General features: G+C 44.2%; 20 protein-coding genes, 3 tRNA genes, 3 rRNA genes, 1 other RNA gene and 1 other annotated feature. Of the genes, 4 read left to right on the forward strand and 23 right to left on the reverse strand.

Annotated elements, in window-relative coordinates; translation table 11 throughout:
- Positions 1 to 55: 55 nt before the first annotated feature.
- The 17 genes from tmk to tadA form a co-directional block, all read right to left on the reverse strand.
- A complete protein-coding gene (tmk, locus tag NST16_RS17930; protein WP_010332683.1) occupies positions 56 to 694 on the reverse strand; it encodes a dTMP kinase in 639 nt (212 codons plus the stop codon).
- On the reverse strand, positions 691 to 2,130 hold the full coding sequence (locus NST16_RS17935; RefSeq protein WP_340887805.1) for an aminotransferase class I/II-fold pyridoxal phosphate-dependent enzyme: 1,440 nt from the start codon (positions 2,128 to 2,130) through the stop codon (positions 691 to 693). Before NST16_RS17935 ends, tmk begins: the two co-directional genes overlap by 4 nt.
- Positions 2,131 to 2,214: 84 nt before the next feature.
- Entirely contained in the window at positions 2,215 to 3,372 is a 1,158-nt protein-coding gene (locus tag NST16_RS17940; protein WP_340887807.1) for a toxic anion resistance protein, read from the reverse strand.
- A gap of 18 nt (positions 3,373 to 3,390) precedes the next feature.
- The gene (locus NST16_RS17945) at positions 3,391 to 4,005 is read right to left on the reverse strand and encodes a 5-bromo-4-chloroindolyl phosphate hydrolysis family protein (RefSeq protein ID WP_339192616.1); all 615 of its coding nucleotides are present in this window, start codon (positions 4,003 to 4,005) and stop codon (positions 3,391 to 3,393) included.
- A 143-nt stretch (positions 4,006 to 4,148) separates the two neighbouring features.
- The gene (locus NST16_RS17950) at positions 4,149 to 4,343 is read right to left on the reverse strand and encodes a sigma factor G inhibitor Gin (RefSeq protein ID WP_024123601.1); all 195 of its coding nucleotides are present in this window, start codon (positions 4,341 to 4,343) and stop codon (positions 4,149 to 4,151) included.
- Between the two features lie 180 nt (positions 4,344 to 4,523).
- Positions 4,524 to 4,639 (reverse strand): 5S ribosomal RNA (rrf, locus tag NST16_RS17955).
- Between the two features lie 53 nt (positions 4,640 to 4,692).
- Positions 4,693 to 7,620, reverse strand: a 23S ribosomal RNA gene (locus tag NST16_RS17960).
- Positions 7,621 to 7,701: 81 nt separating this feature from the next.
- A tRNA-Ala gene (locus NST16_RS17965) sits at positions 7,702 to 7,777 on the reverse strand.
- Between the two features lie 12 nt (positions 7,778 to 7,789).
- A tRNA-Ile gene (locus tag NST16_RS17970) sits at positions 7,790 to 7,866 on the reverse strand.
- 101 nt (positions 7,867 to 7,967) lie between these two features.
- A 16S ribosomal RNA gene (locus NST16_RS17975) occupies positions 7,968 to 9,517 on the reverse strand.
- The 16S, 23S and 5S rRNA genes sit together here with 2 tRNA genes alongside, the layout of an rRNA operon.
- 247 nt (positions 9,518 to 9,764) lie before the next feature.
- Entirely contained in the window at positions 9,765 to 10,028 is a 264-nt protein-coding gene (gene bofA / locus NST16_RS17980; protein ID WP_010332746.1) for a sigma-K factor-processing regulator BofA, read from the reverse strand.
- A gap of 66 nt (positions 10,029 to 10,094) precedes the next feature.
- Entirely contained in the window at positions 10,095 to 10,319 is a 225-nt protein-coding gene (locus tag NST16_RS17985; RefSeq protein WP_010332745.1) for a YaaL family protein, read from the reverse strand.
- Positions 10,320 to 10,337: 18 nt separating this feature from the next.
- Positions 10,338 to 10,934, reverse strand: coding sequence for a recombination protein RecR (gene recR, locus NST16_RS17990; protein ID WP_003242386.1), 597 nt, complete (start codon positions 10,932 to 10,934; stop codon positions 10,338 to 10,340).
- Positions 10,935 to 10,948: 14 nt separating this feature from the next.
- Positions 10,949 to 11,272, reverse strand: coding sequence for a YbaB/EbfC family nucleoid-associated protein (locus tag NST16_RS17995; protein ID WP_010332744.1), 324 nt, complete (start codon positions 11,270 to 11,272; stop codon positions 10,949 to 10,951).
- Between the two features lie 23 nt (positions 11,273 to 11,295).
- A complete protein-coding gene (dnaX, locus tag NST16_RS18000; protein ID WP_168746742.1) occupies positions 11,296 to 12,990 on the reverse strand; it encodes a DNA polymerase III subunit gamma/tau in 1,695 nt (564 codons plus the stop codon).
- Between the two features lie 128 nt (positions 12,991 to 13,118).
- Positions 13,119 to 13,383, reverse strand: an RNA gene (gene ffs / locus NST16_RS18005) — signal recognition particle sRNA large type.
- 82 nt (positions 13,384 to 13,465) lie between these two features.
- Positions 13,466 to 13,951: a tRNA adenosine(34) deaminase TadA gene (gene tadA / locus NST16_RS18010; RefSeq protein WP_286059182.1), complete on the reverse strand. Its 486-nt coding sequence runs from the start codon at positions 13,949 to 13,951 to the stop codon at positions 13,466 to 13,468.
- An 83-nt stretch (positions 13,952 to 14,034) separates the two neighbouring features.
- On the opposite strand from tadA, the gene NST16_RS18015 reads away from it, so the two are divergent.
- The 4 genes from NST16_RS18015 to dck all read left to right on the forward strand — a co-directional run bounded on the left by NST16_RS18015 (position 14,035) and on the right by dck (position 17,304).
- Positions 14,035 to 14,586, forward strand: a complete 552-nt coding sequence (locus NST16_RS18015) for an isochorismatase family cysteine hydrolase (protein ID WP_229150282.1) — start codon at positions 14,035 to 14,037, stop codon at positions 14,584 to 14,586.
- A 56-nt stretch (positions 14,587 to 14,642) separates the two neighbouring features.
- Positions 14,643 to 15,932, forward strand: a complete 1,290-nt coding sequence (locus tag NST16_RS18020; RefSeq protein ID WP_340888417.1) for a glycoside hydrolase family 18 protein — start codon at positions 14,643 to 14,645, stop codon at positions 15,930 to 15,932.
- 98 nt (positions 15,933 to 16,030) lie between these two features.
- Positions 16,031 to 16,654 carry a deoxyguanosine kinase gene (gene dgk, locus NST16_RS18025; protein WP_340887814.1) on the forward strand — a complete coding sequence of 208 codons (624 nt, stop codon included), beginning with the start codon at positions 16,031 to 16,033 and terminating at the stop codon, positions 16,652 to 16,654.
- Positions 16,651 to 17,304: a deoxyadenosine/deoxycytidine kinase gene (dck, locus tag NST16_RS18030; RefSeq protein WP_029441179.1), complete on the forward strand. Its 654-nt coding sequence runs from the start codon at positions 16,651 to 16,653 to the stop codon at positions 17,302 to 17,304. Before dgk ends, dck begins: the two co-directional genes overlap by 4 nt.
- Before the next feature lie 114 nt (positions 17,305 to 17,418).
- Here dck and NST16_RS18035 read toward each other — a convergent pair.
- The 6 genes from NST16_RS18035 to guaB all read right to left on the reverse strand — a co-directional run bounded on the left by NST16_RS18035 (position 17,419) and on the right by guaB (position 23,897).
- Positions 17,419 to 17,511, reverse strand: a tRNA-Ser gene (locus NST16_RS18035).
- A 132-nt stretch (positions 17,512 to 17,643) separates the two neighbouring features.
- Complete coding sequence (gene serS, locus NST16_RS18040; protein WP_326197523.1) at positions 17,644 to 18,921, reverse strand: serine--tRNA ligase; 1,278 nt, start codon at positions 18,919 to 18,921, stop codon at positions 17,644 to 17,646.
- A 66-nt stretch (positions 18,922 to 18,987) separates the two neighbouring features.
- Positions 18,988 to 19,200, reverse strand: a binding site (T-box leader).
- A gap of 52 nt (positions 19,201 to 19,252) precedes the next feature.
- Positions 19,253 to 19,843 (reverse strand): pyridoxal 5'-phosphate synthase glutaminase subunit PdxT, encoded by a 591-nt coding sequence (gene pdxT, locus NST16_RS18045; protein WP_168746736.1) that lies wholly within the window; start codon positions 19,841 to 19,843, stop codon positions 19,253 to 19,255.
- Between the two features lie 20 nt (positions 19,844 to 19,863).
- Complete coding sequence (gene pdxS / locus NST16_RS18050; protein ID WP_340887823.1) at positions 19,864 to 20,748, reverse strand: pyridoxal 5'-phosphate synthase lyase subunit PdxS; 885 nt, start codon at positions 20,746 to 20,748, stop codon at positions 19,864 to 19,866.
- Between the two features lie 196 nt (positions 20,749 to 20,944).
- The gene (gene dacA, locus NST16_RS18055; protein ID WP_340887825.1) at positions 20,945 to 22,276 is read right to left on the reverse strand and encodes a D-alanyl-D-alanine carboxypeptidase; all 1,332 of its coding nucleotides are present in this window, start codon (positions 22,274 to 22,276) and stop codon (positions 20,945 to 20,947) included.
- A gap of 154 nt (positions 22,277 to 22,430) precedes the next feature.
- Positions 22,431 to 23,897, reverse strand: coding sequence for an IMP dehydrogenase (gene guaB / locus NST16_RS18060; protein WP_286059183.1), 1,467 nt, complete (start codon positions 23,895 to 23,897; stop codon positions 22,431 to 22,433).
- Positions 23,898 to 23,932 lie beyond the last annotated feature (35 nt).

Here is a 23,932-nt window from a genome sequence, read left to right on the forward strand (position 1 = left end):
ATTGGAAACAACAATGATCTCGTTTACATTATTATATCAACTAATGAGAAACAGGTCACAATTGAATTTTTTTCAACGCTTCATTGATAACCTTTTGAACGTCCTGAACAACGAGGTCTTTCGATTGAGCGGCATCAACTGAATGGAATCTTTCTGGAAAACGTTTCATCAGCTCCCGATAACCTTCCTGAACTTTTGTATGAAAGCTCAACTTTTCCAGATCGAGCCGGTTTTTCTCCCGAGAGCCGTTCGCATCAATACGCTTCAGGCCCTCTTCCGGATCAATTGAAAAATATATTGTGACATGAGGCATCATATCCCCAATGGCGAATTGGTTAATCGATAGAACCTCATCAATCCCAAGGCCTCTTGCATATCCTTGGTATGCAAGTGAACTGTCAATGAATCTGTCACAAAGTACAATATTCCCCTGCTCTAAAGCAGGTTTTACTTTTTCAACTAAATGCTGACGTCTTGCAGCTGCATATAAGAGAGCTTCTGTTTTCGGATCCATTAACGTGTTGTTCTCGTTTAGAATAACTTCTCGAATTTGTTCTGCGATATCTATGCCGCCTGGTTCCCGTGTTGCTGTAACCTGAAGGCCCTCTGCTGTCAGTATCTTTTTCATTTCCTGTAATACTGTTGTTTTTCCCGCGCCTTCAGGACCTTCAAATGTAATAAATAAACCGCTCATGATTTCTCCTCTTCTATATAAACAAGTAATTGCTTCTCATTGATTTTCATATTCCCTTGAACATGCGTTTTCATGCTGATCAAGCGGCTGAGCTTTTGCACGCTTTCTCTTGTGATTCTTTCGCCTGCCATAATCATCGGAATTCCCGGCGGATAAGGTATAACATCCTCTGCATTAAGCCGCCCTGCCGCTTCATTAAAATTCACGTATTCTTTCTGTAACGTGTTTAAAACCTTTTTTTGATAAGGCAAAACAGTAATAGGCTGTGCTATCCATTCTGCTGAAACATTTATCTGATCAGATGGAGTCTTTTCAATCTCATGATCAATGTTCTTAATTGTTTCCGCATCGATTCTCCGTTTTCCTCCCAAAGGGAGAACAAGCAAAACCTGATTTTCATCGGCAAGCTCTGTGAATATGTTGACACGCTCTAATATTTTTTGCAGTGTAAAACCTGAATGGCCGCATTTGGAACGAATGGTGAGCTTCAGCGGATCAGTGGAAAGCCGTTGATTGGCCGGTTCAACCGTTTCAGCATATGCAAGTGAATCAAACGTTTGTTTAATCGATTGAATATGCTGCAGAACGTCAGAAAGCTTATGTTCCTCTATCATATGCTGCACATAAGCGCGGGCAAGATCCAATGAAGCCATTATCGGATAAGACGGGCTGCTGCTTTGTAAACGATTCAAGTAATCCGCTACCCTGTTTCGTTCAATCCTGTTGCTATTGAGGTGCAAATAAGACCCCATCGTCATGGCAGGCAGCGTTTTGTGCGCCGACTGGACAACAATATCTGCTCCCATTTGCAACGCTGAAGCCGGAAAAGGCTCCCCTAAAACAAAGTGCGCGCCATGCGCTTCATCCACCAGCACAGGAATCCCGTATTGATGGGCCTCTGAAATGATTTCAGTCAAATCCGCGCTATGTCCATAATAAGTCGGATTGGTCAGCACCAGTCCCTTCGCATCTGGATATGCCTTTAGAGCTTCTTTTATCGTATCAAGCGGAACATGAGTAGGCACATGCATGAATTCATCAATGTCAGGTGCAAGATAAACCGGCTCAGCTCCAGCCAAATCAACAGCATGAAAGACAGACTTATGGCAGTTTCTTTGGATCAGGATCGTATCTCCAGGATCACAAACTGATAAAATCATCGCTAAGTTGCCGACAGTCGTGCCGTTTACAAGAAAAAAACTTTCTGCCGCTCCATACAATTGGCGGACAAGATCTTGGGCTTCCTTAATTACTCCTGAAGGATGATGCAAATCATCAAGCCCCGATAGCTCAGTCAGATCAATTGTAAGAAGCGGGTTGTATATGGTCTTAGCCTCATCAAAAAAGACATCTCCATTGTGATGTCCCGGAACGTGAAATGAATGAGAATTCCTTCTCGCATGTTGAATCAGTGCATGATATAAAGGTGTGTTCATTAAAACAATCCTTTTGAATGTGTATTCTTACTCTTTATTATATCGTTCCTATGACAGAACTTAAAGCTAAGTCTTACTGGTAAACTACCTTTCCTTTATCGCAAGTAGCTTTTGCTTCAAATCGCCTTCCATCATCATGAGCTCTTCTTCAGCCTGTCGGCGTTTGATCCGCCCTTCTTCTTGAATCGTCAGCGTTTCTTCAAGCGTACTGATTAAGCTTTCCTGTACCTTCTTTAAGGTATCAATATCAACAAGCCCTCGTTCATTTGCTTTCACTGTTTCAATCGTATTGGTTTTTAAAAGCTCCGCGTTTTTTAGCAAAAGTTCATTGGTTGTATCGGATACTTTTTGCTGTGCATCCACAGCGTTTCGCTGCCGTAAAAGTGTCAATGCAATCGCTACTTGGTTTTTCCAAAGGGGGATTGCAGTTACTATGGATGACTGAATTTTTTCAGCTAATGCCTGATTCGTATTTTGAATTAACCTGATTTGCGGAGCGCTTTGTATAGTAATTTGCCTGCTCAATAGCAAGTCGTGCACCCTTTTATCCAATCGGTCAGCAAACTGGATCAAATCGTTTACTTCTTGAACGGCCATTTGATTATGATCGCTTGATTCGGCCTGTCGTTTCAGTTCAGGAATTGTTTTCGTTCTTAATTCATCCAGCTTCAATTCACCAGCAGCAATATAAACATTCAGTGCAGAAAAATATTCTTTATTTTTATCATATAACTGCTCTAACAGCTTATTATCACTGAGTAATGCATGTTTTGAATGTTCAAGTTTTAAACTGATTCTGTCTATCTGCACGCTGGTCTTTTGATACTTTGACAGAACCTCCTGAAGAGAATGAGACACTTTCCCAAACATGCGTGCCAAGAAACCTTTTTTCTTAGTCTGCAGTTCATCTGGGTTTACTTGTTCAAGCTTTTTCATCAGTTCACCAAGGATTTCACCGATTTCGCCGACGTCCTTCTTTTGAACATGATCAATCATCGTATGAGAAAAATTCAGCAGCTTAGACTGGGCTTGTGAGCCGTACAAGACAATACTGTTCATATTGTTATGATCGATCTGTTTAGACAACTGGTATGCTTTTTCTTTGTTTTCTTCAGGCAGAACATCGACAAGACGCACTGGCTGCTTCTCTGATTCAACAGCCTCCCCCTTTGGTATTTTGATATCTCCAAAAGGGTCTGCCAACACTCCGTCTATTTGAAGGTCACTTCGATCTTTATTCACCGTCCTTGCTCCCTTCCACTATTTTTTCAAAGAATGCTTTGCTGCATCTAATTCAAATTGCAGTTCACCAATTTCGTCGCCCATTAATTGAGTTAAATCTTCTTCTAAACGCTTCGTCAATTCAGCAAGTGTGATACGTGCTTCACTCAAAGACATCGACAGTTCTTTGTTTTTTTTCGGATGAGAAGAAAGAAAAGCATATTTCTCCGTCAGTTCCACAACAGAATCTAGAGTCTGATAAAAGAAACGCTCAGCCCGATAAAACCGTTTTGGCTCTTTTTTGGTTAACATATAGATCCTTCTCACAAGTCTAAGCATTTCTGCATTTTGCTTAAACATCTGGATATTTTTCGCTTGAAATAAGGCTTTTCTTAGACGGATTATCTTTTGTCTTGCTTCCTCAAGATTTTTCTTAATGTACGCATATTCTCTTCCCGTCAGTTCATGTCTTTTAAGAAATAACCGCCTAGAATTCCACAAACCCGCTGTGTATACGAGAGCTGCTGATGAGACGCCATATACAAAAGATAAAAAAAGTGTTTGGTTAAAACCAAAAAAACTCAAAAACCCTATGAAAACAAAAGTCGCACTGCTTGTGAAACTCCATATCAAAAATTGAAGAATTCTATGCATCAACATCATCGACTCCTGTGAGTATTTCATATTTAACATTATTATCTACTACGTTCAGTCCCTAAACAAGTTTCATGTTCTTTTATCGTATCCATTGCCTTTATATAAAGTGAAAAATGGTACAAAAAAAGACCTTCTCAGGTCTAAGAGTATAATGGCGGTGTATGAATGCTCTTTAGTTTCTTGACATAAAAGGCATAGTCAGGATCGGAAGTTGCTGTAGAAATTACTTTTCTCTCACAATCTAAGCATATGAATTTTGTATAAAGATGAATCCCTCTGCTTTTCTCTTGTTCGCATATTATACATGTTTGATGGTGTTTAACCGTTTCGTCCATCGTCCCCACCTCCGTACAATTAGCCTTTCCTGAAACCTGATATTGTATACATTATTTAGATCTTTTGGAATCTTGAGATCAGTATATGGGCTATATAAGCTGTCGGTGTTTGTATAGTTTCGATTTCACTTGTACATGGACAAACAAAAAACCCAGCTCAAAGAGCTGGGTTTTACCCTTGCTTGGCGGCGTCCTACTCTCACAGGGGGAAACCCCCGACTACCATCGGCGCTGAAGAGCTTAACTTCCGTGTTCGGCATGGGAACGGGTGTGACCTCTTCGCTATCGCCACCAAACAATTGAGAGTGTTCTCTCAAAACTAGATAACAGGTGTGACATCATTAGAAATTAGGTTAAGTCCTCGATCGATTAGTATCTGTCAGCTCCATGTGTCGCCACACTTCCACCTCAGACCTATCAACCTGATCATCTTTCAGGGATCTTACTTCCTTGCGGAATGGGAAATCTCATCTTGAGGGGGGCTTCATGCTTAGATGCTTTCAGCACTTATCCCGTCCGCACATAGCTACCCAGCGATGCCCTTGGCAGAACAACTGGTACACCAGCGGTGCGTCCATCCCGGTCCTCTCGTACTAAGGACAGCTCCTCTCAAATTTCCTGCGCCCGCGACGGATAGGGACCGAACTGTCTCACGACGTTCTGAACCCAGCTCGCGTACCGCTTTAATGGGCGAACAGCCCAACCCTTGGGACCGACTACAGCCCCAGGATGCGATGAGCCGACATCGAGGTGCCAAACCTCCCCGTCGATGTGGACTCTTGGGGGAGATAAGCCTGTTATCCCCGGGGTAGCTTTTATCCGTTGAGCGATGGCCCTTCCATGCGGAACCACCGGATCACTAAGCCCGACTTTCGTCCCTGCTCGACTTGTAGGTCTCGCAGTCAAGCTCCCTTGTGCCTTTACACTCTGCGAATGATTTCCAACCATTCTGAGGGAACCTTTGGGCGCCTCCGTTACCTTTTAGGAGGCGACCGCCCCAGTCAAACTGCCCACCTGACACTGTCTCCCCGCCCGATAAGGGCGGCGGGTTAGAAGGTCAATACAGCCAGGGTAGTATCCCACCGATGCCTCCACCGAAGCTGGCGCTCCGGTTTCCAAGGCTCCTACCTATCCTGTACAAGCTGTACCAACATTCAATATCAGGCTGCAGTAAAGCTCCACGGGGTCTTTCCGTCCTGTCGCGGGTAACCTGCATCTTCACAGGTACTATAATTTCACCGAGTCTCTCGTTGAGACAGTGCCCAGATCGTTGCGCCTTTCGTGCGGGTCGGAACTTACCCGACAAGGAATTTCGCTACCTTAGGACCGTTATAGTTACGGCCGCCGTTTACTGGGGCTTCAATTCGCACCTTCGCTTACGCTAAGCGCTCCTCTTAACCTTCCAGCACCGGGCAGGCGTCAGCCCCTATACTTCGCCTTACGGCTTCGCAGAGACCTGTGTTTTTGCTAAACAGTCGCCTGGGCCTATTCACTGCGGCTCTCTCGGGCTTGCACCCTAACAGAGCACCCCTTCTCCCGAAGTTACGGGGTCATTTTGCCGAGTTCCTTAACGAGAGTTCTCTCGATCACCTTAGGATTCTCTCCTCGCCTACCTGTGTCGGTTTGCGGTACGGGCACCTCTCACCTCGCTAGAGGCTTTTCTTGGCAGTGTGGAATCAGGAACTTCGCTACTAAATTTCGCTCGCCATCACAGCTCAGCCTTATGGGAAACGGATTTGCCTATTTCCCAGCCTAACTGCTTGGACGCGGATATCCAATACCGCGCTTACCCTATCCTCCTGCGTCCCCCCATTGCTCAAATGGTGAGGAGGTGGTACAGGAATATCAACCTGTTGTCCATCGCCTACGCCTTTCGGCCTCGGCTTAGGTCCCGACTAACCCTGAGCGGACGAGCCTTCCTCAGGAAACCTTAGGCATTCGGTGGAGGGGATTCTCACCCCTCTTTCGCTACTCATACCGGCATTCTCACTTCTAAGCGCTCCACCAGTCCTTCCGGTCTGGCTTCACAGCCCTTAGAACGCTCTCCTACCACTGTTCGAAGAACAGTCCGCAGCTTCGGTGATACGTTTAGCCCCGGTACATTTTCGGCGCAGAGTCACTCGACCAGTGAGCTATTACGCACTCTTTAAATGGTGGCTGCTTCTAAGCCAACATCCTGGTTGTCTAAGCAACTCCACATCCTTTTCCACTTAACGTATACTTTGGGACCTTAGCTGGCGGTCTGGGCTGTTTCCCTTTCGACTACGGATCTTATCACTCGCAGTCTGACTCCCAAGGATAAGTCATTGGCATTCGGAGTTTGACTGAATTCGGTAACCCGGTAGGGGCCCCTAGTCCAATCAGTGCTCTACCTCCAAGACTCTTACCTTGAGGCTAGCCCTAAAGCTATTTCGGAGAGAACCAGCTATCTCCAGGTTCGATTGGCATTTCACCCCTACCCACACCTCATCCCCGCACTTTTCAACGTGCGTGGGTTCGGGCCTCCATTCAGTGTTACCTGAACTTCACCCTGGACATGGGTAGATCACCTGGTTTCGGGTCTACGACCACGTACTCATGCGCCCTATTCAGACTCGCTTTCGCTGCGGCTCCGCATCTTCTGCTTAACCTTGCACGGGATCGTAACTCGCCGGTTCATTCTACAAAAGGCACGCCATCACCCGTTAACGGGCTCTGACTACTTGTAGGCACACGGTTTCAGGATCTCTTTCACTCCCCTTCCGGGGTGCTTTTCACCTTTCCCTCACGGTACTGGTTCACTATCGGTCACTAGGGAGTATTTAGCCTTGGGAGATGGTCCTCCCGGATTCCGACGGAATTTCACGTGTTCCGCCGTACTCAGGATCCACTCTGGAGAGAACGAAGTTTTGACTACAGGGCTGTTACCTTCTATGGCGGGCCTTTCCAGACCTCTTCATCTACCTCGTTCCTTTGTAACTCCGTATAGAGTGTCCTACAACCCCAAGAGGCAAGCCTCTTGGTTTGGGCTAATCCCGTTTCGCTCGCCGCTACTCAGGGAATCGCATTTGCTTTCTCTTCCTCCGGGTACTTAGATGTTTCAGTTCCCCGGGTCTGCCTTCTCATATCCTATGAATTCAGATATGGATACCACTCCATTACGAGTGGTGGGTTTCCCCATTCGGAAATCTCCGGATCAAAGCTTGCTTACAGCTCCCCGAAGCATATCGGTGTTCGTCCCGTCCTTCATCGGCTCCTAGTGCCAAGGCATCCACCGTGCGCCCTTTCTAACTTAACCGTTAAAAAGAATCACTATGTGATATCTTGTGTTACTAATTGAATGTGATGTCTACTGTTATCTAGTTTTCAAAGAACACGTTGGTGGAGCCTAGCGGGATCGAACCGCTGACCTCCTGCGTGCAAAGCAGGCGCTCTCCCAGCTGAGCTAAGGCCCCATTTGTATAAGATGGTGGGCCTGAGTGGACTCGAACCACCGACCTCACGCTTATCAGGCGTGCGCTCTAACCAGCTGAGCTACAGGCCCATCTTAACTTATTCAAGGAACAAAGTTCCTTCAAAACTAAACAAGACAGGGAACGTTCTGTTTATAAGACCCAAGGTCTTATATTCCGTAAATATCCTTAGAAAGGAGGTGATCCAGCCGCACCTTCCGATACGGCTACCTTGTTACGACTTCACCCCAATCATCTGTCCCACCTTCGGCGGCTGGCTCCATAAAGGTTACCTCACCGACTTCGGGTGTTACAAACTCTCGTGGTGTGACGGGCGGTGTGTACAAGGCCCGGGAACGTATTCACCGCGGCATGCTGATCCGCGATTACTAGCGATTCCAGCTTCACGCAGTCGAGTTGCAGACTGCGATCCGAACTGAGAACAGATTTGTGGGATTGGCTTAACCTCGCGGTTTCGCTGCCCTTTGTTCTGTCCATTGTAGCACGTGTGTAGCCCAGGTCATAAGGGGCATGATGATTTGACGTCATCCCCACCTTCCTCCGGTTTGTCACCGGCAGTCACCTTAGAGTGCCCAACTGAATGCTGGCAACTAAGATCAAGGGTTGCGCTCGTTGCGGGACTTAACCCAACATCTCACGACACGAGCTGACGACAACCATGCACCACCTGTCACTCTGCCCCCGAAGGGGACGTCCTATCTCTAGGATTGTCAGAGGATGTCAAGACCTGGTAAGGTTCTTCGCGTTGCTTCGAATTAAACCACATGCTCCACCGCTTGTGCGGGCCCCCGTCAATTCCTTTGAGTTTCAGTCTTGCGACCGTACTCCCCAGGCGGAGTGCTTAATGCGTTAGCTGCAGCACTAAGGGGCGGAAACCCCCTAACACTTAGCACTCATCGTTTACGGCGTGGACTACCAGGGTATCTAATCCTGTTCGCTCCCCACGCTTTCGCTCCTCAGCGTCAGTTACAGACCAGAGAGTCGCCTTCGCCACTGGTGTTCCTCCACATCTCTACGCATTTCACCGCTACACGTGGAATTCCACTCTCCTCTTCTGCACTCAAGTTCCCCAGTTTCCAATGACCCTCCCCGGTTGAGCCGGGGGCTTTCACATCAGACTTAAGGAACCGCCTGCGAGCCCTTTACGCCCAATAATTCCGGACAACGCTTGCCACCTACGTATTACCGCGGCTGCTGGCACGTAGTTAGCCGTGGCTTTCTGGTTAGGTACCGTCAAGGTACCGCCCTATTCGAACGGTACTTGTTCTTCCCTAACAACAGAGCTTTACGATCCGAAAACCTTCATCACTCACGCGGCGTTGCTCCGTCAGACTTTCGTCCATTGCGGAAGATTCCCTACTGCTGCCTCCCGTAGGAGTCTGGGCCGTGTCTCAGTCCCAGTGTGGCCGATCACCCTCTCAGGTCGGCTACGCATCGTTGCCTTGGTGAGCCGTTACCTCACCAACTAGCTAATGCGCCGCGGGTCCATCTGTAAGTGGTAGCCGAAGCCACCTTTTATGTTTGAACCATGCGGTTCAAACAAGCATCCGGTATTAGCCCCGGTTTCCCGGAGTTATCCCAGTCTTACAGGCAGGTTACCCACGTGTTACTCACCCGTCCGCCGCTAACATCAGGGAGCAAGCTCCCATCTGTCCGCTCGACTTGCATGTATTAGGCACGCCGCCAGCGTTCGTCCTGAGCCAGGATCAAACTCTCCGATAAAGTAGTTTGACTGACTACGCACATCGCTGTGCGATTTTATAATAAAACTTGAATTAACAGGTACGTTTTGTCTTGTTTAGTTTTCAAAGAACTTTGCAATCGCTCTTTAAGCGACTTTATTATCATAACATTTTTTGCTGTTTCCGTCAACAACTTTTTTTCGTAATTTCTTTAAAAAGCTTATCCGTCATCAGCGACGTATATTAGAATAACACCCTTACGTCTTAAAGTCAACATATAATATGAATTAAACAATAAAATGCTTAATCACTACTAACGCTGCTATTCCCGGTATGCCCAAAATTCCGCTTATGGCTGTTGTGACAATATTAATCGGCACATGGATGCCAAGGCTGCCTCCGAACATGTTCACACATACCAACAACAAAGCACCCGCTACACATTTAACAGCAGTTATACCAATCCACTTTAGCGGCTTTGCAGGTGAACCTGATAAAAACAGAAGAATAACTAGTCCTAAAATAATCCCTATAATGAAAATAGGCTCCATGAATCTTCTCATCCCCTTCGCTTGTTCTAGTACAAGCTTATGAGAAGATCCAGGAGTTTAGACCACTTACTTCCACCGGCTGATTGTCAAATTTCGCTGTTTCGCTTCCCTCAAGTAAAAAAAATACTTCGCTTCAGCTACTTTCAGCTCGCATAAAACCTCAGCTGATGGCTCAAGGCTTTTTTCGACCAGCTTCTTTTGCCTATTCCACTCTTCCTTTTGCTTAAAAAGCTGCTCGATTAGTTTTTCATCAAACTCTCTTCTCAATGTTTTCTTGCGAAGAAAACCCATGGATCGCTTTTTCCTCCCTTACAATTCACGTCTTCCTTCAAGTGCTTTAGAAAGAGTGACCTCATCAGCATATTCCAAGTCACCGCCGACGGGCAGTCCGTGGGCAATACGGGAGAGCTTAATACCAGATGGCTTCAAGAGCCTTGATATATACATCGCTGTTGCTTCCCCTTCTATATTAGGGTTTGTTGCGAGAATCACTTCTGTCACTTGATCATCCTGTAATCGTTTTAACAATTCTGGTATCTTTATATCCTCTGGTCCGATGCCGTCCATTGGGGAAATGGCGCCGTGGAGAACATGATACTGTCCGTTGTATTCTTTCATTTTCTCCATAGCAATAACATCCTTAGGGTCTTGCACAACACAGATAATGGACTTATCCCTTCTTGTATCTTCACATATATAACAAGGGTCCTGATCTGTAATATGCCCGCAAACTGAACAATATGTCAGATTGCGTTTCGCATTTACCAATGCCTTCGCAAAATCTAATACCACATCTTCTTTCATACCTAGAACAAAAAAAGCCAGACGAACCGCTGTTTTCGGTCCGATCCCTGGCAATTTCATAAAGCTGTCGATCAGCTTTGATATTGGTTCAGGATATTGCATTTTCTTTTATCCCCCTAGAACAAACCTGGCATGTTCATTCCTTTTGTAAATTGACCCATTGTTTCGTTTGTGATCTCGTCAACTTTTTTCAAGGCTTCATTTGTTGCAGCAAGCACTAAATCCTGAAGCATTTCGATATCTTCCGGGTCAACTACATCTTCATTAATGATGACATCCAGAATTTCTTTTTGCCCGTTTGCTTTTACTGTTACCATACCGCCGCCTGCAGTTCCTTCAACTACCTTTTCTGCAAGCTCTTCTTGAGCTTTGGCCATATCCTTTTGCATTTTTTGCATTTGCTTCATCATTTTTTGCATATTTCCCATTCCGCCACGCATAGCATTCACTCTCTTTCATATTGTTAGTCTTTTATTTCAATTAAATCCGCTCCGACAAGCTTTTTCGCCTCGGCAATAAGTGGGTCTTCTTCAGCCGGTTCATTTGATCCTTCATTTTCCTGCTGATGATCTACTAAAAATTCTTCTCTTATTTTACCCCATTGTGCTTCTGGAACGCCAATCAAATCTATTCTTTTACCGAGCATTGATTCTAAAATCTGTTCAAGATTAGTCCGGACTCCGTTGTTATCCTCCGCGACCATTTTACAATGTATTTCATATTTGAATTTCAGTACAAATGCTGTAGAAGCTGCAGCCACAGGTTCACTGTCATTCAGCAGCGCAGCATGAGATACTTTGTTTTGCTGTTTCAAATGAGCCAGAAGCTTGCCCCAGCTGCTTTTGAGCTGATCAAGGTCCGTCCTCGTTGCTTCCTTTAAAATCTCATGAATTCTGCCTACCGGCGCTTTGTAATTGGATTTTCCGCCTTTTGGCGCACGCGGTCCCTCTTTTTTCGGACTTTCCGCCGCTGCTTTTACGCCGGTGGTTTTGAGCCGTTCTACTTCTTGCTCAAGCTGCTGGATCTTTTTCATCAGCATATCAACTTCAGGCAGATCCGCAGCAGCTGGTTGATGAGACGTCTGACAAATCTTCACCACAGCCACCTCAAAGAAGATACGGGGATGGTTCGTCCATTTCATTTCCTGGTGGCTCTTGTTCAGGATATCGATCATTTCATATATCGCCTGAGTCGGAATTTGTTCACTCAATTCTCGGAACGTTTCATCGACTTTTACTTTTTCCAGTACACCCTCTAAGCCAGGAGCTGTTTTGAACAGCAGCATGTCTCTGAAATAGAAAATCATATCCTCTATCAGCTTCGCCGGGTCTTTCCCTTGCTGAAGCAGCTCATTCAATGTTTCCAAAGCTTCAGAAACATGTTTTTCATGCAGAGATTGCGCAAGCTTTCCTATATATAACTGAGAAACGGCTCCGGTAATCAGAAGCGCATCATCAACTTTTAGCTCGTCACCGCTGAATGAGACTGCCTGATCAAGAAGGCTCAAAGCATCCCTCATACCGCCATCTGCAGCACTCGCAATAATGTCGAGCGCTCCTTCTTCAACCTGCAGCTCTTCAGCATCAACTATTTTGTTCATACGTCCGACAATCGCTTGGGATGTAATTCGCTTGAAGTCAAAACGCTGACATCTGGATATAATGGTTAAAGGAATTTTGTGCGGTTCTGTTGTTGCTAAAATGAAAATACAATGCTCAGGCGGCTCTTCTAACGTTTTTAATAACGCGTTAAAGGCGCCGATAGACAGCATATGCACCTCATCTATGATATATACCTTATATGTGACGGCCGACGGGGCAAACTTCACTTTGTCGCGGATGTCACGAATTTCATCAACACCGTTGTTAGAAGCGGCATCAATTTCTATGACATCGGATATGGACCCGTTTGTTATCCCTTTACAGGCTGCACATTCGTTACATGGCTCATCAACAGGAGCGTGTTCACAGTTGACAGCTTTGGCAAATATTTTGGCCGCACTGGTTTTTCCCGTACCCCTCGGCCCGGAAAACAGATAAGCATGAGAAAATTTCTTTTGCAAAAGGGCATTTTGCAGCGTTTTTGTAATGTGCTCTTGTCCAACCACATCTTCAAAGCGCTGAGGCCTGAATACTCGATATAAAGCTTGGTAACTCACGGGTGCGCCCTCCTCCGTTATTCATCATTCCCATTATACATGAACCGTGTATCGATTCCAAAAGCTCTTTTACATAACAAAAAACTCACCTAATATTAGGTGAGTTTGAAAATTTGATGATTGATTTACCGTGCACCTTCTGTCGATTCGCTACCCTAAGCGTTACTTAAGCAGTTAGCTCGGCCCAGGCAACCCTGCGGCACATGAGAGGTTTCACTTAATGCTGCTTCCTTCCGGACCTGACATGGTTCATGAATTCCCATTGCGCAGGACCCAAACGTCAACACCACTTACTTAAGGCAGACCTTAAAGTAAACGAACCTCGAGAAGGGATTCGGCCCCGCTAGAGCGGATTGCGGGTACAGGGCACCGCTACCTCCCCGCTTAGCACGGCAAAATAAATATCAAATTTTTTGTCGCATCTATGACGATGCACACATAAGTATATCCTTTTCCCCTAAAAATTGCAACCTTACTACTCAGACAAGTTTTTCCTAGTAGCTTTCTTCTTTTTTCTCAACTCTCTGAAAAACGCACTAAGCATTCCTCCGCATTCTTCCTCTAGCACACCGCTCACCACTTCAGCCTGATGATTAAAGCGTTCTTCCTGAAGAAGGTTCATTAACGTGCCTGAACAGCCTCCTTTTGGATCAAAAGCACCAAACACCACTTTTTCCACGCGTGAAAGCACGACAGCTCCAGCACACATCGGACAAGGCTCAAGGGTAACGTAAAGAGTTGCCCCCTCCAGTCTCCATGTTCCAAGTGACTTGCACGCTTCATCAATCACAAGCATTTCCGCATGAGCGATAGACCGCTGCTCTGTTTCTCTTAAATTGTGCGCACGTGCCACGATTTCATCATTCACGACAAGCACGGCGCCGATCGGCACCTCGCCTTTCGCTTCAGCTTTTTTCGCTTCTTTTATTGCTTCTTTCATATAAAGTTCATCTTGATTCATAAGGTTAGCTCTCTTTTCAAAGTTTTTTCCTTACCTAAAAAGGCTACATATTAACTATAACTTAAACAGAAAGGAGACTGTCGATGTCTAAAGCAGACACAGCTCTTCTCATTGTCGACATGATCAATAATTTTGAATTCGATATGGGAGAAAGCCTCGCCAACAAAACAGAAAAAATCGTTCCTCACATTTTATCATTAAAAAAGCACGCGAGACAAAATGACTGGCCGATTATATACATTAATGATCATTACGGGCTTTGGCAAGCGGATATCCAAAATATCCAGCAAGAATGTGAAAACGAGAAGAGCAAGGCCATTATTGAAAAGATATCACCCGAGGATGAAGACTATTTTCTAATCAAACCGAAACACTCCGCTTTTTATGAAACAGCCCTCCATACCCTCCTTACTGAATTACAGGTGAAACGCATTGTCTTAACAGGTATAGCGGGGAATATATGCGTACTATTTACTGCTAATGATGCTTACATGAGAGAATACAGCATTACGATACCTAAGGACTGCATTGCTTCTAACAGCGATAAGGATAATGAATTTGCCCTAACTATGATGGAAAATGTTCTTTTCGCAGAAATTACAACGGAAGAACAAATTACTGAAAAACAAACATGATTAGCGCTTTCCTTTCATACATTGTAGCGATATGAAAGGAGGCGTTTTTCATTCAAATTTATGTAGTGAAACAAGGTGACACTCTTACTGCTATCGCTTCACAATACAGAACAACTGTAAATGAAATTACAGAGACGAATGAAATACCGAATCCCGGCAGCCTTGTTGTCGGACAAACCATTGTCATTCCAATAGCTGGCCAGTTTTATGATGTTCAACAAGGCGATACCCTGACATCCATCGCACGGCAATTCAATACGACAGCAGCCGAGCTTGCCAGGGTGAACCGAATCCAGTTAAATACCGTACTGCAGATTGGTTTCCGTTTATACATTCCTCCAGTTCCTAAACGAGACATCGAATCAAGTGCTTATTTGGAGCCCCGCGGAAATCAAGTCAGCGAAAATCTCCAGCAGGCGGCCAGAGAAGCGTCGCCCTACTTAACGTACCTTGGCGCATTCAGTTTCCAGGCACAGCGTGATGGAACCTTAGTCGCACCGCCTTTAACGAATTTAAGAAGCATTGCAGAGAATCAAGACACGACAATGATGATGATTATAACAAACCTAGAAAACCAGGCATTCAGCGATGAGCTCGGCCGGATCCTTTTGAACGACAATACTGTGAAAAGAAGACTTTTGAATGAAATAGTCGAGAATGCCAGAAGATATGGCTTCCGTGCTATTCATTTTGACTTTGAATACTTACGGCCCCAGGATAGAGAGGCATATAATCAATTTCTCCGCGAGGCAAGGGATCTTTTCCATCGAGAAGGCTTAGAAATTTCTACGGCGCTTGCCCCTAAAACAAGTGCAACACAGCAGGGGAGATGGTATGAAGCTCATGATTACAGAGCCCATGGCCAAATTGTCGACTTTGTTGTCCTCATGACATATGAATGGGGCTATAGCGGCGGGCCAGCTCAAGCTGTTTCTCCAATTGAGCCTGTTCGAGACGTCATAGAATATGCTTTGACAGAAATGCCTGCGAATAAAATTGTCATGGGACAGAATTTATATGGGTATGACTGGACACTGCCTTATACAGCAGGAGGAAATCCGGCAAGAGCGATAAGCCCTCAGCAAGCCATTGTCATAGCTGATCAAAACAATGCCGACATCCAGTATGACGAAACCGCTCAAGCCCCTTTCTTTCGCTATACTGATGCAGAAAACAGAAGGCATGAGGTATGGTTTGAGGATGCCCGATCGATCCAAGCCAAATTCAATCTGATTAAAGAGCTGAATTTAAGAGGCATTAGTTATTGGAAGCTGGGACTTTCCTTTCCTCAAAACTGGCTGCTGCTTTCTGATCAATTTCAAGTTGTCAAAAAGACGTTCCGTTAATTTGGAAACGTCTTTTTTTCATAGGGGAATCCAAGGGTTGTGATACAATATGAAGGTCAGCAATTGACGGACGTTTTTTAGAAATAAGGAGGATTCCAATGAATACAGCCCCTTTTATCGCAGTTGAAGGTCCTATCGGGGCAGGAAAAACAACGCTCGCGACGATGCTTTCACAAGAGCTTGGATTCCCTATGATTAGTGAGATCGTTGAGGATAACCCATACCTTGATAAGTTTTATGACAATATAGAGGAATGGAGCTTCCAGCTTGAGATGTTTTTTCTTTGTCACAGATACAAACAGCTTGAGGATACCAGCCTTCACTTTTTAAATGAAGGACAGCCTGTGATAGCTGATTATCACATTTATAAAAATGTGATTTTTGCGGAACGAACGCTGTCTGAACAGCAGCTCAACAAATACAGAAAGATTTATCATCTTCTTACCGATGATCTTCCAAAGCCAAATATCATCATTTACATAAAGGCAAGTCTGCCCACATTGTTACACCGCATTGAAAAACGCGGGCGCCCCTTTGAGAAAAAAATTGAAACCAGCTATTTGGAACAGCTGATCGCAGATTATGACATCGCCATCAAGCAGCTGCAGGAAGCAGACCCAGGTCTTACGGTGTTAACAATAGATGGCGATTCAAAGGATTTCGTTTTGAATAAGAGCGATTTTGAACGTATTGCCGCCCATGTAAAGGAGCTTATAAAATGAAAGAACATCATATCCCTAAGAATTCAATCATTACAGTAGCAGGAACAGTAGGTGTCGGTAAATCAACTTTAACAAGAGCATTGGCTAAACGGCTTGGCTTTAAAACCTCTCTTGAAGAAGTCGATCATAACCCATACTTAGAAAAATTCTATCATGATTTTGAACGCTGGAGCTTCCATCTGCAAATCTATTTCTTAGCTGAACGGTTCAAAGAACAGAAAAATATTTTTGAAGCTGGCGGAGGGTTTGTACAGGATCGTTCTATTTATGAGGATACTGGGATTTTCGCAAAAATGCACGCTGACAAAGGGACGATGTCAAAGATTGATTATAAAACGTATACAAGCCTGTTTGAAGCAATGGTCATGACACCGTATTTCCCGCATCCTGATGTGCTGATCTACTTAGAAGGCGATCTGGAAAACATATTAGCCCGGATTGAGGAACGCGGACGTGAAATGGAGCTTCAAACAGACCGGTCTTATTGGGAAGAAATGCACACACGTTACGAAAACTGGATCAGCGGTTTTAACGCCTGTCCTGTCTTGAAAATCCGTATTGAGGATTATGACCTGAAGAATGATGAAAGTTCTATCGAGAACATTGTTGATCAAATTGCAACTGTCATTCATGAAACGAAAAAAAAGTGAATCTCATGACCTGAGATTCACTTTTTTATGATATTAAAAAATCCGTTGCAAACGGTGCAACGGACAAAACAATCTCCAATATATGCTTGAGTTTCATTAGAATTAAAATCAATATGGCGGAGGAAGAGGGATTCGAACCCCCGCGGGCTTTGACACCCCTGTCGGTTTTCAAGACCGATCCCTTCAGCCGGACTTGGGTATTCCTCCGTATCGACAAGACTTACTATATCATGAATGTTCTGTGATGGTCAAGCATTTTTAAAAACTTTTTTTGTTTTTATAAAAATGTTCAATTTAAATAGCGAAAAGGCGTGCCTTATCAGGCACACCTTTTCAGCATTACGCTTTGATGACTTCTCTACTTCCCATATAAGGGCGAAGCACTTTTGGTATAATGACGCTTCCGTCTTCCTGCTGATAATTTTCTAAAATAGCAGCAACTGTTCTTCCGACTGCCAGACCTGAGCCGTTCAATGTGTGTACATGCTCTGGTTTGCCTTTCGCTTCACGTCTGAAACGAATGTTCGCACGTCTGGCTTGGAACGCTTCGAAGTTGCTGCAAGAAGAAATTTCACGATAAGTGTCTTGGCTCGGAATCCATACTTCTATATCGTATTTTTTCGCAGCTGTAAATCCTAAATCACCCGTACACATGCTCATTACACGGTATGGGAGTTCCAACAGCTGAAGCACACGCTCAGCTTGGTTTGTTAGCTTTTCTAACTCATCATAAGAATCTTCCGGCTTTACAAACTTCACAAGCTCCACTTTATTAAACTGGTGCTGACGGATTAATCCCCGTGTATCGCGCCCTGCTGAACCAGCTTCTGAGCGGAAGCAGGCACTGAATGCCGCATAATTAATCGGCAGGCTGTCTCCTGACAGAATTTCATCCCGATGCATGTTTGTGATCGGCACTTCAGCAGTCGGAATCAAGAAGTAATCCTCTTCTCTGATCTTAAACGCATCCTCTTCGAACTTTGGAAGCTGGCCTGTTCCCGTCATGCTTGCGCGGTTTACCATATAAGGCGGGATGACCTCAGTATAGTTATACTCATCCACATGAAGGTCTAGCATAAAATTATAAAGCGCACGCTCCAAGCGAGCACCTAAGCCTTTATAAAACACGAAGCGGCTTCCTGTCACCTTCGCAGCACGTTCAAAATCAAGAATGCCAAGCTCATCAGCAATATCCCAATGCGGTTTTGGCTCGTATGCAAATGAAGGTGTTTCACCCCATTTCCGGATTTCCACGTTATCATCTTCTGTTTCACCGACTGGCACTGATTCGTGAGGAATATTCGGGATTGAGAGAAGAATGGTTTCAAGGGCAGATTCCACTGTTCTTAATTCTTCATCAAGTTTTTTAATTTCCTCGCCGACTTCACGCATTTCTTTAATGATATGATCCGCGTCTTTTTTCTCGCGTTTTAAAACAGCTACCTGCTGGGATACTTCATTCCGTTTTCCTTTTAGCTCTTCTACTTTTCCGATAAGCTCTCGTCTTTTATCATCAAGCTCCTCGAACTTATCAAAATCTGTTAAGTCTTCGCCTTTGTGTACAAGCTTTGCTTTAATTTCTTGAAAATTCGCTCTCAGCATTTTCGTATCAAGCATGCGAAACACTCCTTTTTTCATTAAATTCATTGAATTATCGAAAATAAAAAGAGCCCTCATCCCCATGAAAGGGACGAGAGCTCTCGCGTTGCCACCCTGATTGAAAACAAGCCATAGACTTGTTTTCCGCTTTCACACATAACGGTTATCCCGTAAATGCCTACTTCATTCAGCATTTCGCTCAAGGATGGATTCAGACAGCATCTTTCACCGATTCGCACCAACCATCGGTTCTCTTAGAAAGAGAGGCTTCCTACTAGTTCCTATCAACGCTTTTCGATCTTTATTTGTGTTTATAATGTACTATAAGTTTCCACAGCTTTCAACTGTTTTATACAAGGGCTTTCTGCTTGTATTCCTCAACCATTTGAACGAACAGCTTTGTCACCCGATGATCCTCTGTCAGCTCCGGATGGAACGAACAGCCCAAGAAATTATCCTGTTTAGCCGCAACAATGCGTCCGTTATGCTCAGAAATCACTTCAACATTTTCACCGGCTTCCAAGATATGCGGCGCACGGATGAATACGCCAGTAAAAGGTTCGTCCAGCCCTTTAATGGTTAAATCAGCCTCAAAGCTATCGACCTGCCGGCCAAACGAATTCCGTTCAACAACTACATTCAGCAAACCTAAATGAGCGTTATCTGAACCAGCAATTTCTTTTGCCAATATAATTAACCCGGCACATGTCCCAAACATCGGTTTTCCCTGAGCAGCAAACTCACGCAATGGCTCCATGAATTGATACGTATCAATTAAACGGCGCATTGTCGTGCTTTCTCCGCCCGGCAAAATTAAACCATCGATTTCGTTTAGCTGCTCTGGGCGTTTAATAACAAGTCCAGCTGCACCGCATGCTTCAATTGCATGGATATGCTCTCTTACTGCTCCTTGAAGTCCTAGTACACCTATTGTTAACATATCGCAGCTCTCCTATATTCTTACCAGCCGCGTTCTTGCATACGCTGTTCTGGAAGTAAATTTGAGATTTCAATCCCTTTCATTGCAGTTCCAAGCTCTTTTGAAAGCTCAGCGATCAATTTGTAATCAGTGTAGTGAGTTGTTGCTTCCACAATTGCTTTCGCAAACTTTGCAGGGTTGTCTGATTTGAAAATACCAGAACCAACAAATACTCCGTCAGCGCCAAGCTGCATCATAAGTGCTGCATCTGCAGGAGTCGCTACGCCGCCAGCCGCAAAGTTAACGACAGGAAGTTTACCGTCTCTTTTAATTTGTTGAAGCAGCTCATAAGGCGCTCCCAAATTTTTCGCTTCAGTCATTAGCTCATCATCGCTCATTGCAGCCACTTTGCGTACTTGAGCGTTTACCTTGCGCATATGGCGAACAGCTTCGACGATATTACCTGTTCCAGGCTCCCCTTTTGTACGAAGCATAGAAGCGCCTTCAGCAATACGGCGTGTTGCTTCGCCAAGATCACGGCAGCCGCACACGAAAGGAACTGTATATTCATTTTTATTCAAATGAAATTCTTCGTCAGCCGGAGTCAGAACTTCACTTTCATCAATATAGTCAACACCCATAGCCTCAAGCACACGCGCTTCAACAATATGTCCGATACGCGCTTTTGCCATTACAGGGATGGATACAGCATTCATTACTTCTTCCACGATAGTAGGGTCTGCCATACGGGCAACTCCTCCAGCCGCACGAATATCAGCTGGTACACGTTCTAGCGCCATTACAGCGACAGCTCCAGCCTCTTCAGCAATCTTCGCTTGTTCTGCATTGATGACGTCCATGATGACGCCGCCTTTTTGCATTTCTGCCATTCCGCGTTTTACTCGTTCAGTACCTGTTTGAGCCATTTTTTGGTCCCCCTAATCAAGGTATAGTTATATGATTTCTACTTCTTATTGTATCCTAGAAATCCAATAATTCATATGGATATTACTTATTTTATTCGGTTTTTAGGGCTTTGAAAATCATTTTTTATTAAAAATTGGGTTTTTTCAGTATATTAAGCGAAAGAGCCCTAACATTAATCAGAGCTCTTTCCATTCATTAAAACCAGCCAGTTACTGTATCAACAATGCTTCCCCAGATACCAGCAAAAAATCCGCCGATGCTGCGCATTGTTAAAACAAACCAGTTTGCTTTATCTACATTTTCTTTTGTCACAAGGTCTACCCCTGCCAGGCTGCTGTTAAGGAATCCATAGTCCTTTTCATCACCTGTATATTCTGCAGTCAGTTTCCCAACCTTCGTCCCTTTTTTCACAGGGGCAGTCAAGGTGTCTTTGTTTAAAGTGACTTTTGCTTTGTAATTCTTTTCTTCACCATTTTTGACAGGAAGAGAAAATGCCTTGCTTGTCACAATGCCTACTTCTTTCTCTTTACCTTTATCTACAGAAACGGTTTTATGGCCTTTTATCTGATCGCCTTCAGCATAAATTTCTTTCATAGAGAAATTGTTGAAAGCATAATCAAACATCTTTTTCGTTTCATCGAAACGGCCAGTGTGAATGTTGCCTTTTGCGTTTAACACTACAGTGATGACACGCATACCGTTTCTTTCAGCTGTTCCTGTAAAACATGAACCCGCAGAGTCAGTAGAACCTGTTTTCAGTCCATCTACAGTTGCACCTTTATACTCACTGACAAGACCCTTCAGCATAAAGTTCCAGTTCGGCATGTCCATTTCATCATCTGTGCCTTTTCTGAACTTCATTTTTGAGATGCTGGAAGTTTCTAAAATCTCAGGGTAGTCAGTAATCAGGTGATCTGCAAGAATAGCCATGTCCTTAGCAGAAACTTCACTTTCTTCATCTACGCTTGTCCCTTCAGGCTGCTTGCCGTGGAGATCCTTGTTTTCAAGACCTGTTGCATTAACAAATTTGTAATTTGTTAATCCCAGTTCTTTTGCTTTTGCATTCATTTTTTCAACGAACTTTGTTTCAGAGCCTGCAATAACTTCTGCAATGGCAATCGCAGCTGCATTTGCAGAATAGATTGCTGTCGCTTGATAAAGTTCTTTTACTGTGTATTTTCCGTCTTTCCGAAGAGGAACGTTTGATAAACTGTTATCTTGGGAAATCTCATACACATAGTCATCAGGCGTATAGGTTTGATCCCATTTTACTTTGCCTTCATCAATTGCTTCTAATAACAGATACTCTGTCATCATTTTTGTCATACTTGCAATTGGCAGTCTTTTCTCTGCATTTTTGCTGTAAAGAATTTTACCTGAAGAAGCTTCGATCATAATAGCAGCTGATGCGTTGATATCAATTGGATCGCTGGCAGCCTTTGCTTTTGACATTGGAGTCAGGCAAGTTACGGCCAGTGTTAAAACAACCAATGACATCAATAGCTGTTTACATTTCTTGATGTTCAATCGTACGACCTCCGTATTTCATTTTTCTTCATCTATAATTAAGCCGTTAAGGACATTTTCAATGCACAACAGTATAAATTTTATCATAATCAGTATAAAAAAAATAGACAGAGTCAGAGACCCTGTCAAATGTTTTTAATTTGTAACAATTTATTTATGAAATTGTATAGTTAGGTGATTCTTTTGTAATCTGTACATCATGCGGATGACTTTCACGAAGGCCTGCACCAGTCATACGAATGAACTGAGCTTCTTCTCTTAAAGCACGAAGATCTTTAGATCCGCAATATCCCATACCAGAACGAAGACCACCGACTAGCTGATAAACTGTTTCTTCAACCGGTCCTTTGTAAGGTGTGCGTCCTTCAATTCCTTCTGGAACGAATTTTTTGTTTTCTTCTTGGAAGTAACGGTCTTTACTTCCTTTTTCCATTGCAGCAACAGATCCCATACCGCGGTATACTTTGAATCTTCTGCCTTGGTAGATTTCAGTTTCACCAGGGCTTTCTGACGTACCTGCCAGCAAGCTTCCAAGCATAACAGCATGTCCGCCGGCTGCCAATGCTTTTGCAATATCGCCAGAGAATTTAATTCCGCCGTCTGCGATAATTGTTTTGCCATGTTTTCTTGCTTCAGTCGCACAGTCATAAATCGCTGTGATTTGAGGTACACCAACACCCGCTACAACACGAGTAGTACAAATGGAACCCGGTCCGATTCCTACTTTGACTACATCAGCACCAGCTTCGAAGAGTGCCTTTGTTGCTTCAGCAGTTGCTACGTTTCCAGCGATAATATTTAATTCAGGATACGTTTCACGGATCTTTGTCACTGTGTTTAACACGCCTTGAGAATGCCCGTGTGCTGTGTCGATCACAATGACATCCACATTGGCTTCTACAAGCTTTTTCACCCGTGTCATCGTGTCGCCAGTTACGCCAACTGCCGCACCAACGATCAGACGTCCGTGAACGTCTTTAGATGAGTTAGGGAATTCGATAACTTTTTCAATGTCTTTAATGGTGATAAGACCTTTTAATTTATTTTGATCGTCAACGAGTGGAAGCTTTTCAATTTTATGTTTCTGCAAAATCTTTTCAGCTTCGTCTAAAGTCGTTCCAACCGGTGCAGTGACAAGTTCTTCTTTTGTCATGACATCGCTGATTTTCATTGAGTAATCAGAAATAAAGCGAAGGTCGCGGTTCGTGATAATTCCGACAAGCTTTTGGTCTTCTTCGTTATCTACAATCGGAACACCGGAAATTCTGTATTTCCCCATCAAATGCTCCGCATCATAAACTTGGTGATCAGGAGTTAAAAAGAAGGGATTTGTAATAACGCCTCGTTCAGAGCGTTTTACTTTATCAACTTGTTCAGCCTGCTGCTCGATCGACATATTTTTATGAATAATGCCCAAGCCGCCCTGTCTAGCCATTGCAATTGCCATTGCTGATTCTGTTACAGTATCCATACCTGCGCTGATGACAGGAATATTCAGCTTTAACGTCTTTGTAAGTTCAACAGATAAATCCACATCACGCGGAAGTACCTCTGACTTAGCTGGTACAAGCAGTACATCGTCGAACGTTAAGCCTTCTTTTGAAAATTTACTTTCCCACATTAGTAAATCCCCCTCTTTTCGGCAAAATATTATAT

The sequence above is a fragment of the Bacillus sp. FSL K6-1005 genome (assembly GCF_038000225.1).
GTDB lineage: Bacteria > Bacillota > Bacilli > Bacillales > Bacillaceae > Bacillus > Bacillus mojavensis.

Coding starts and splice junctions, on each gene's coding strand:
- dck (WP_029441179.1), top strand. CDS start 16,651: ATGAAAGAACATCATATCCCTAAGAATTCAATCATTACAGTAGCAGGA.
- NST16_RS18015 (WP_229150282.1), top strand. CDS start 14,035: ATGTCTAAAGCAGACACAGCTCTTCTCATTGTCGACATGATCAATAAT.
- pdxT (WP_168746736.1), bottom strand. CDS start 19,843: ATGTTAACAATAGGTGTACTAGGACTTCAAGGAGCAGTAAGAGAGCAT.
- NST16_RS17950 (WP_024123601.1), bottom strand. CDS start 4,343: ATGGACGAAACGGTTAAACACCATCAAACATGTATAATATGCGAACAA.
- tmk (WP_010332683.1), bottom strand. CDS start 694: ATGAGCGGTTTATTTATTACATTTGAAGGTCCTGAAGGCGCGGGAAAA.
- pdxS (WP_340887823.1), bottom strand. CDS start 20,748: ATGGCTCAAACAGGTACTGAACGAGTAAAACGCGGAATGGCAGAAATG.
- NST16_RS17945 (WP_339192616.1), bottom strand. CDS start 4,005: ATGCATAGAATTCTTCAATTTTTGATATGGAGTTTCACAAGCAGTGCG.
- dgk (WP_340887814.1), top strand. CDS start 16,031: ATGAATACAGCCCCTTTTATCGCAGTTGAAGGTCCTATCGGGGCAGGA.
- NST16_RS17995 (WP_010332744.1), bottom strand. CDS start 11,272: ATGCGTGGCGGAATGGGAAATATGCAAAAAATGATGAAGCAAATGCAA.
- NST16_RS17985 (WP_010332745.1), bottom strand. CDS start 10,319: ATGGGTTTTCTTCGCAAGAAAACATTGAGAAGAGAGTTTGATGAAAAA.
- tadA (WP_286059182.1), bottom strand. CDS start 13,951: ATGAATCAAGATGAACTTTATATGAAAGAAGCAATAAAAGAAGCGAAA.
- recR (WP_003242386.1), bottom strand. CDS start 10,934: ATGCAATATCCTGAACCAATATCAAAGCTGATCGACAGCTTTATGAAA.
- bofA (WP_010332746.1), bottom strand. CDS start 10,028: ATGGAGCCTATTTTCATTATAGGGATTATTTTAGGACTAGTTATTCTT.
- serS (WP_326197523.1), bottom strand. CDS start 18,921: ATGCTTGATACGAAAATGCTGAGAGCGAATTTTCAAGAAATTAAAGCA.
- guaB (WP_286059183.1), bottom strand. CDS start 23,897: ATGTGGGAAAGTAAATTTTCAAAAGAAGGCTTAACGTTCGACGATGTA.
- NST16_RS17935 (WP_340887805.1), bottom strand. CDS start 2,130: ATGAACACACCTTTATATCATGCACTGATTCAACATGCGAGAAGGAAT.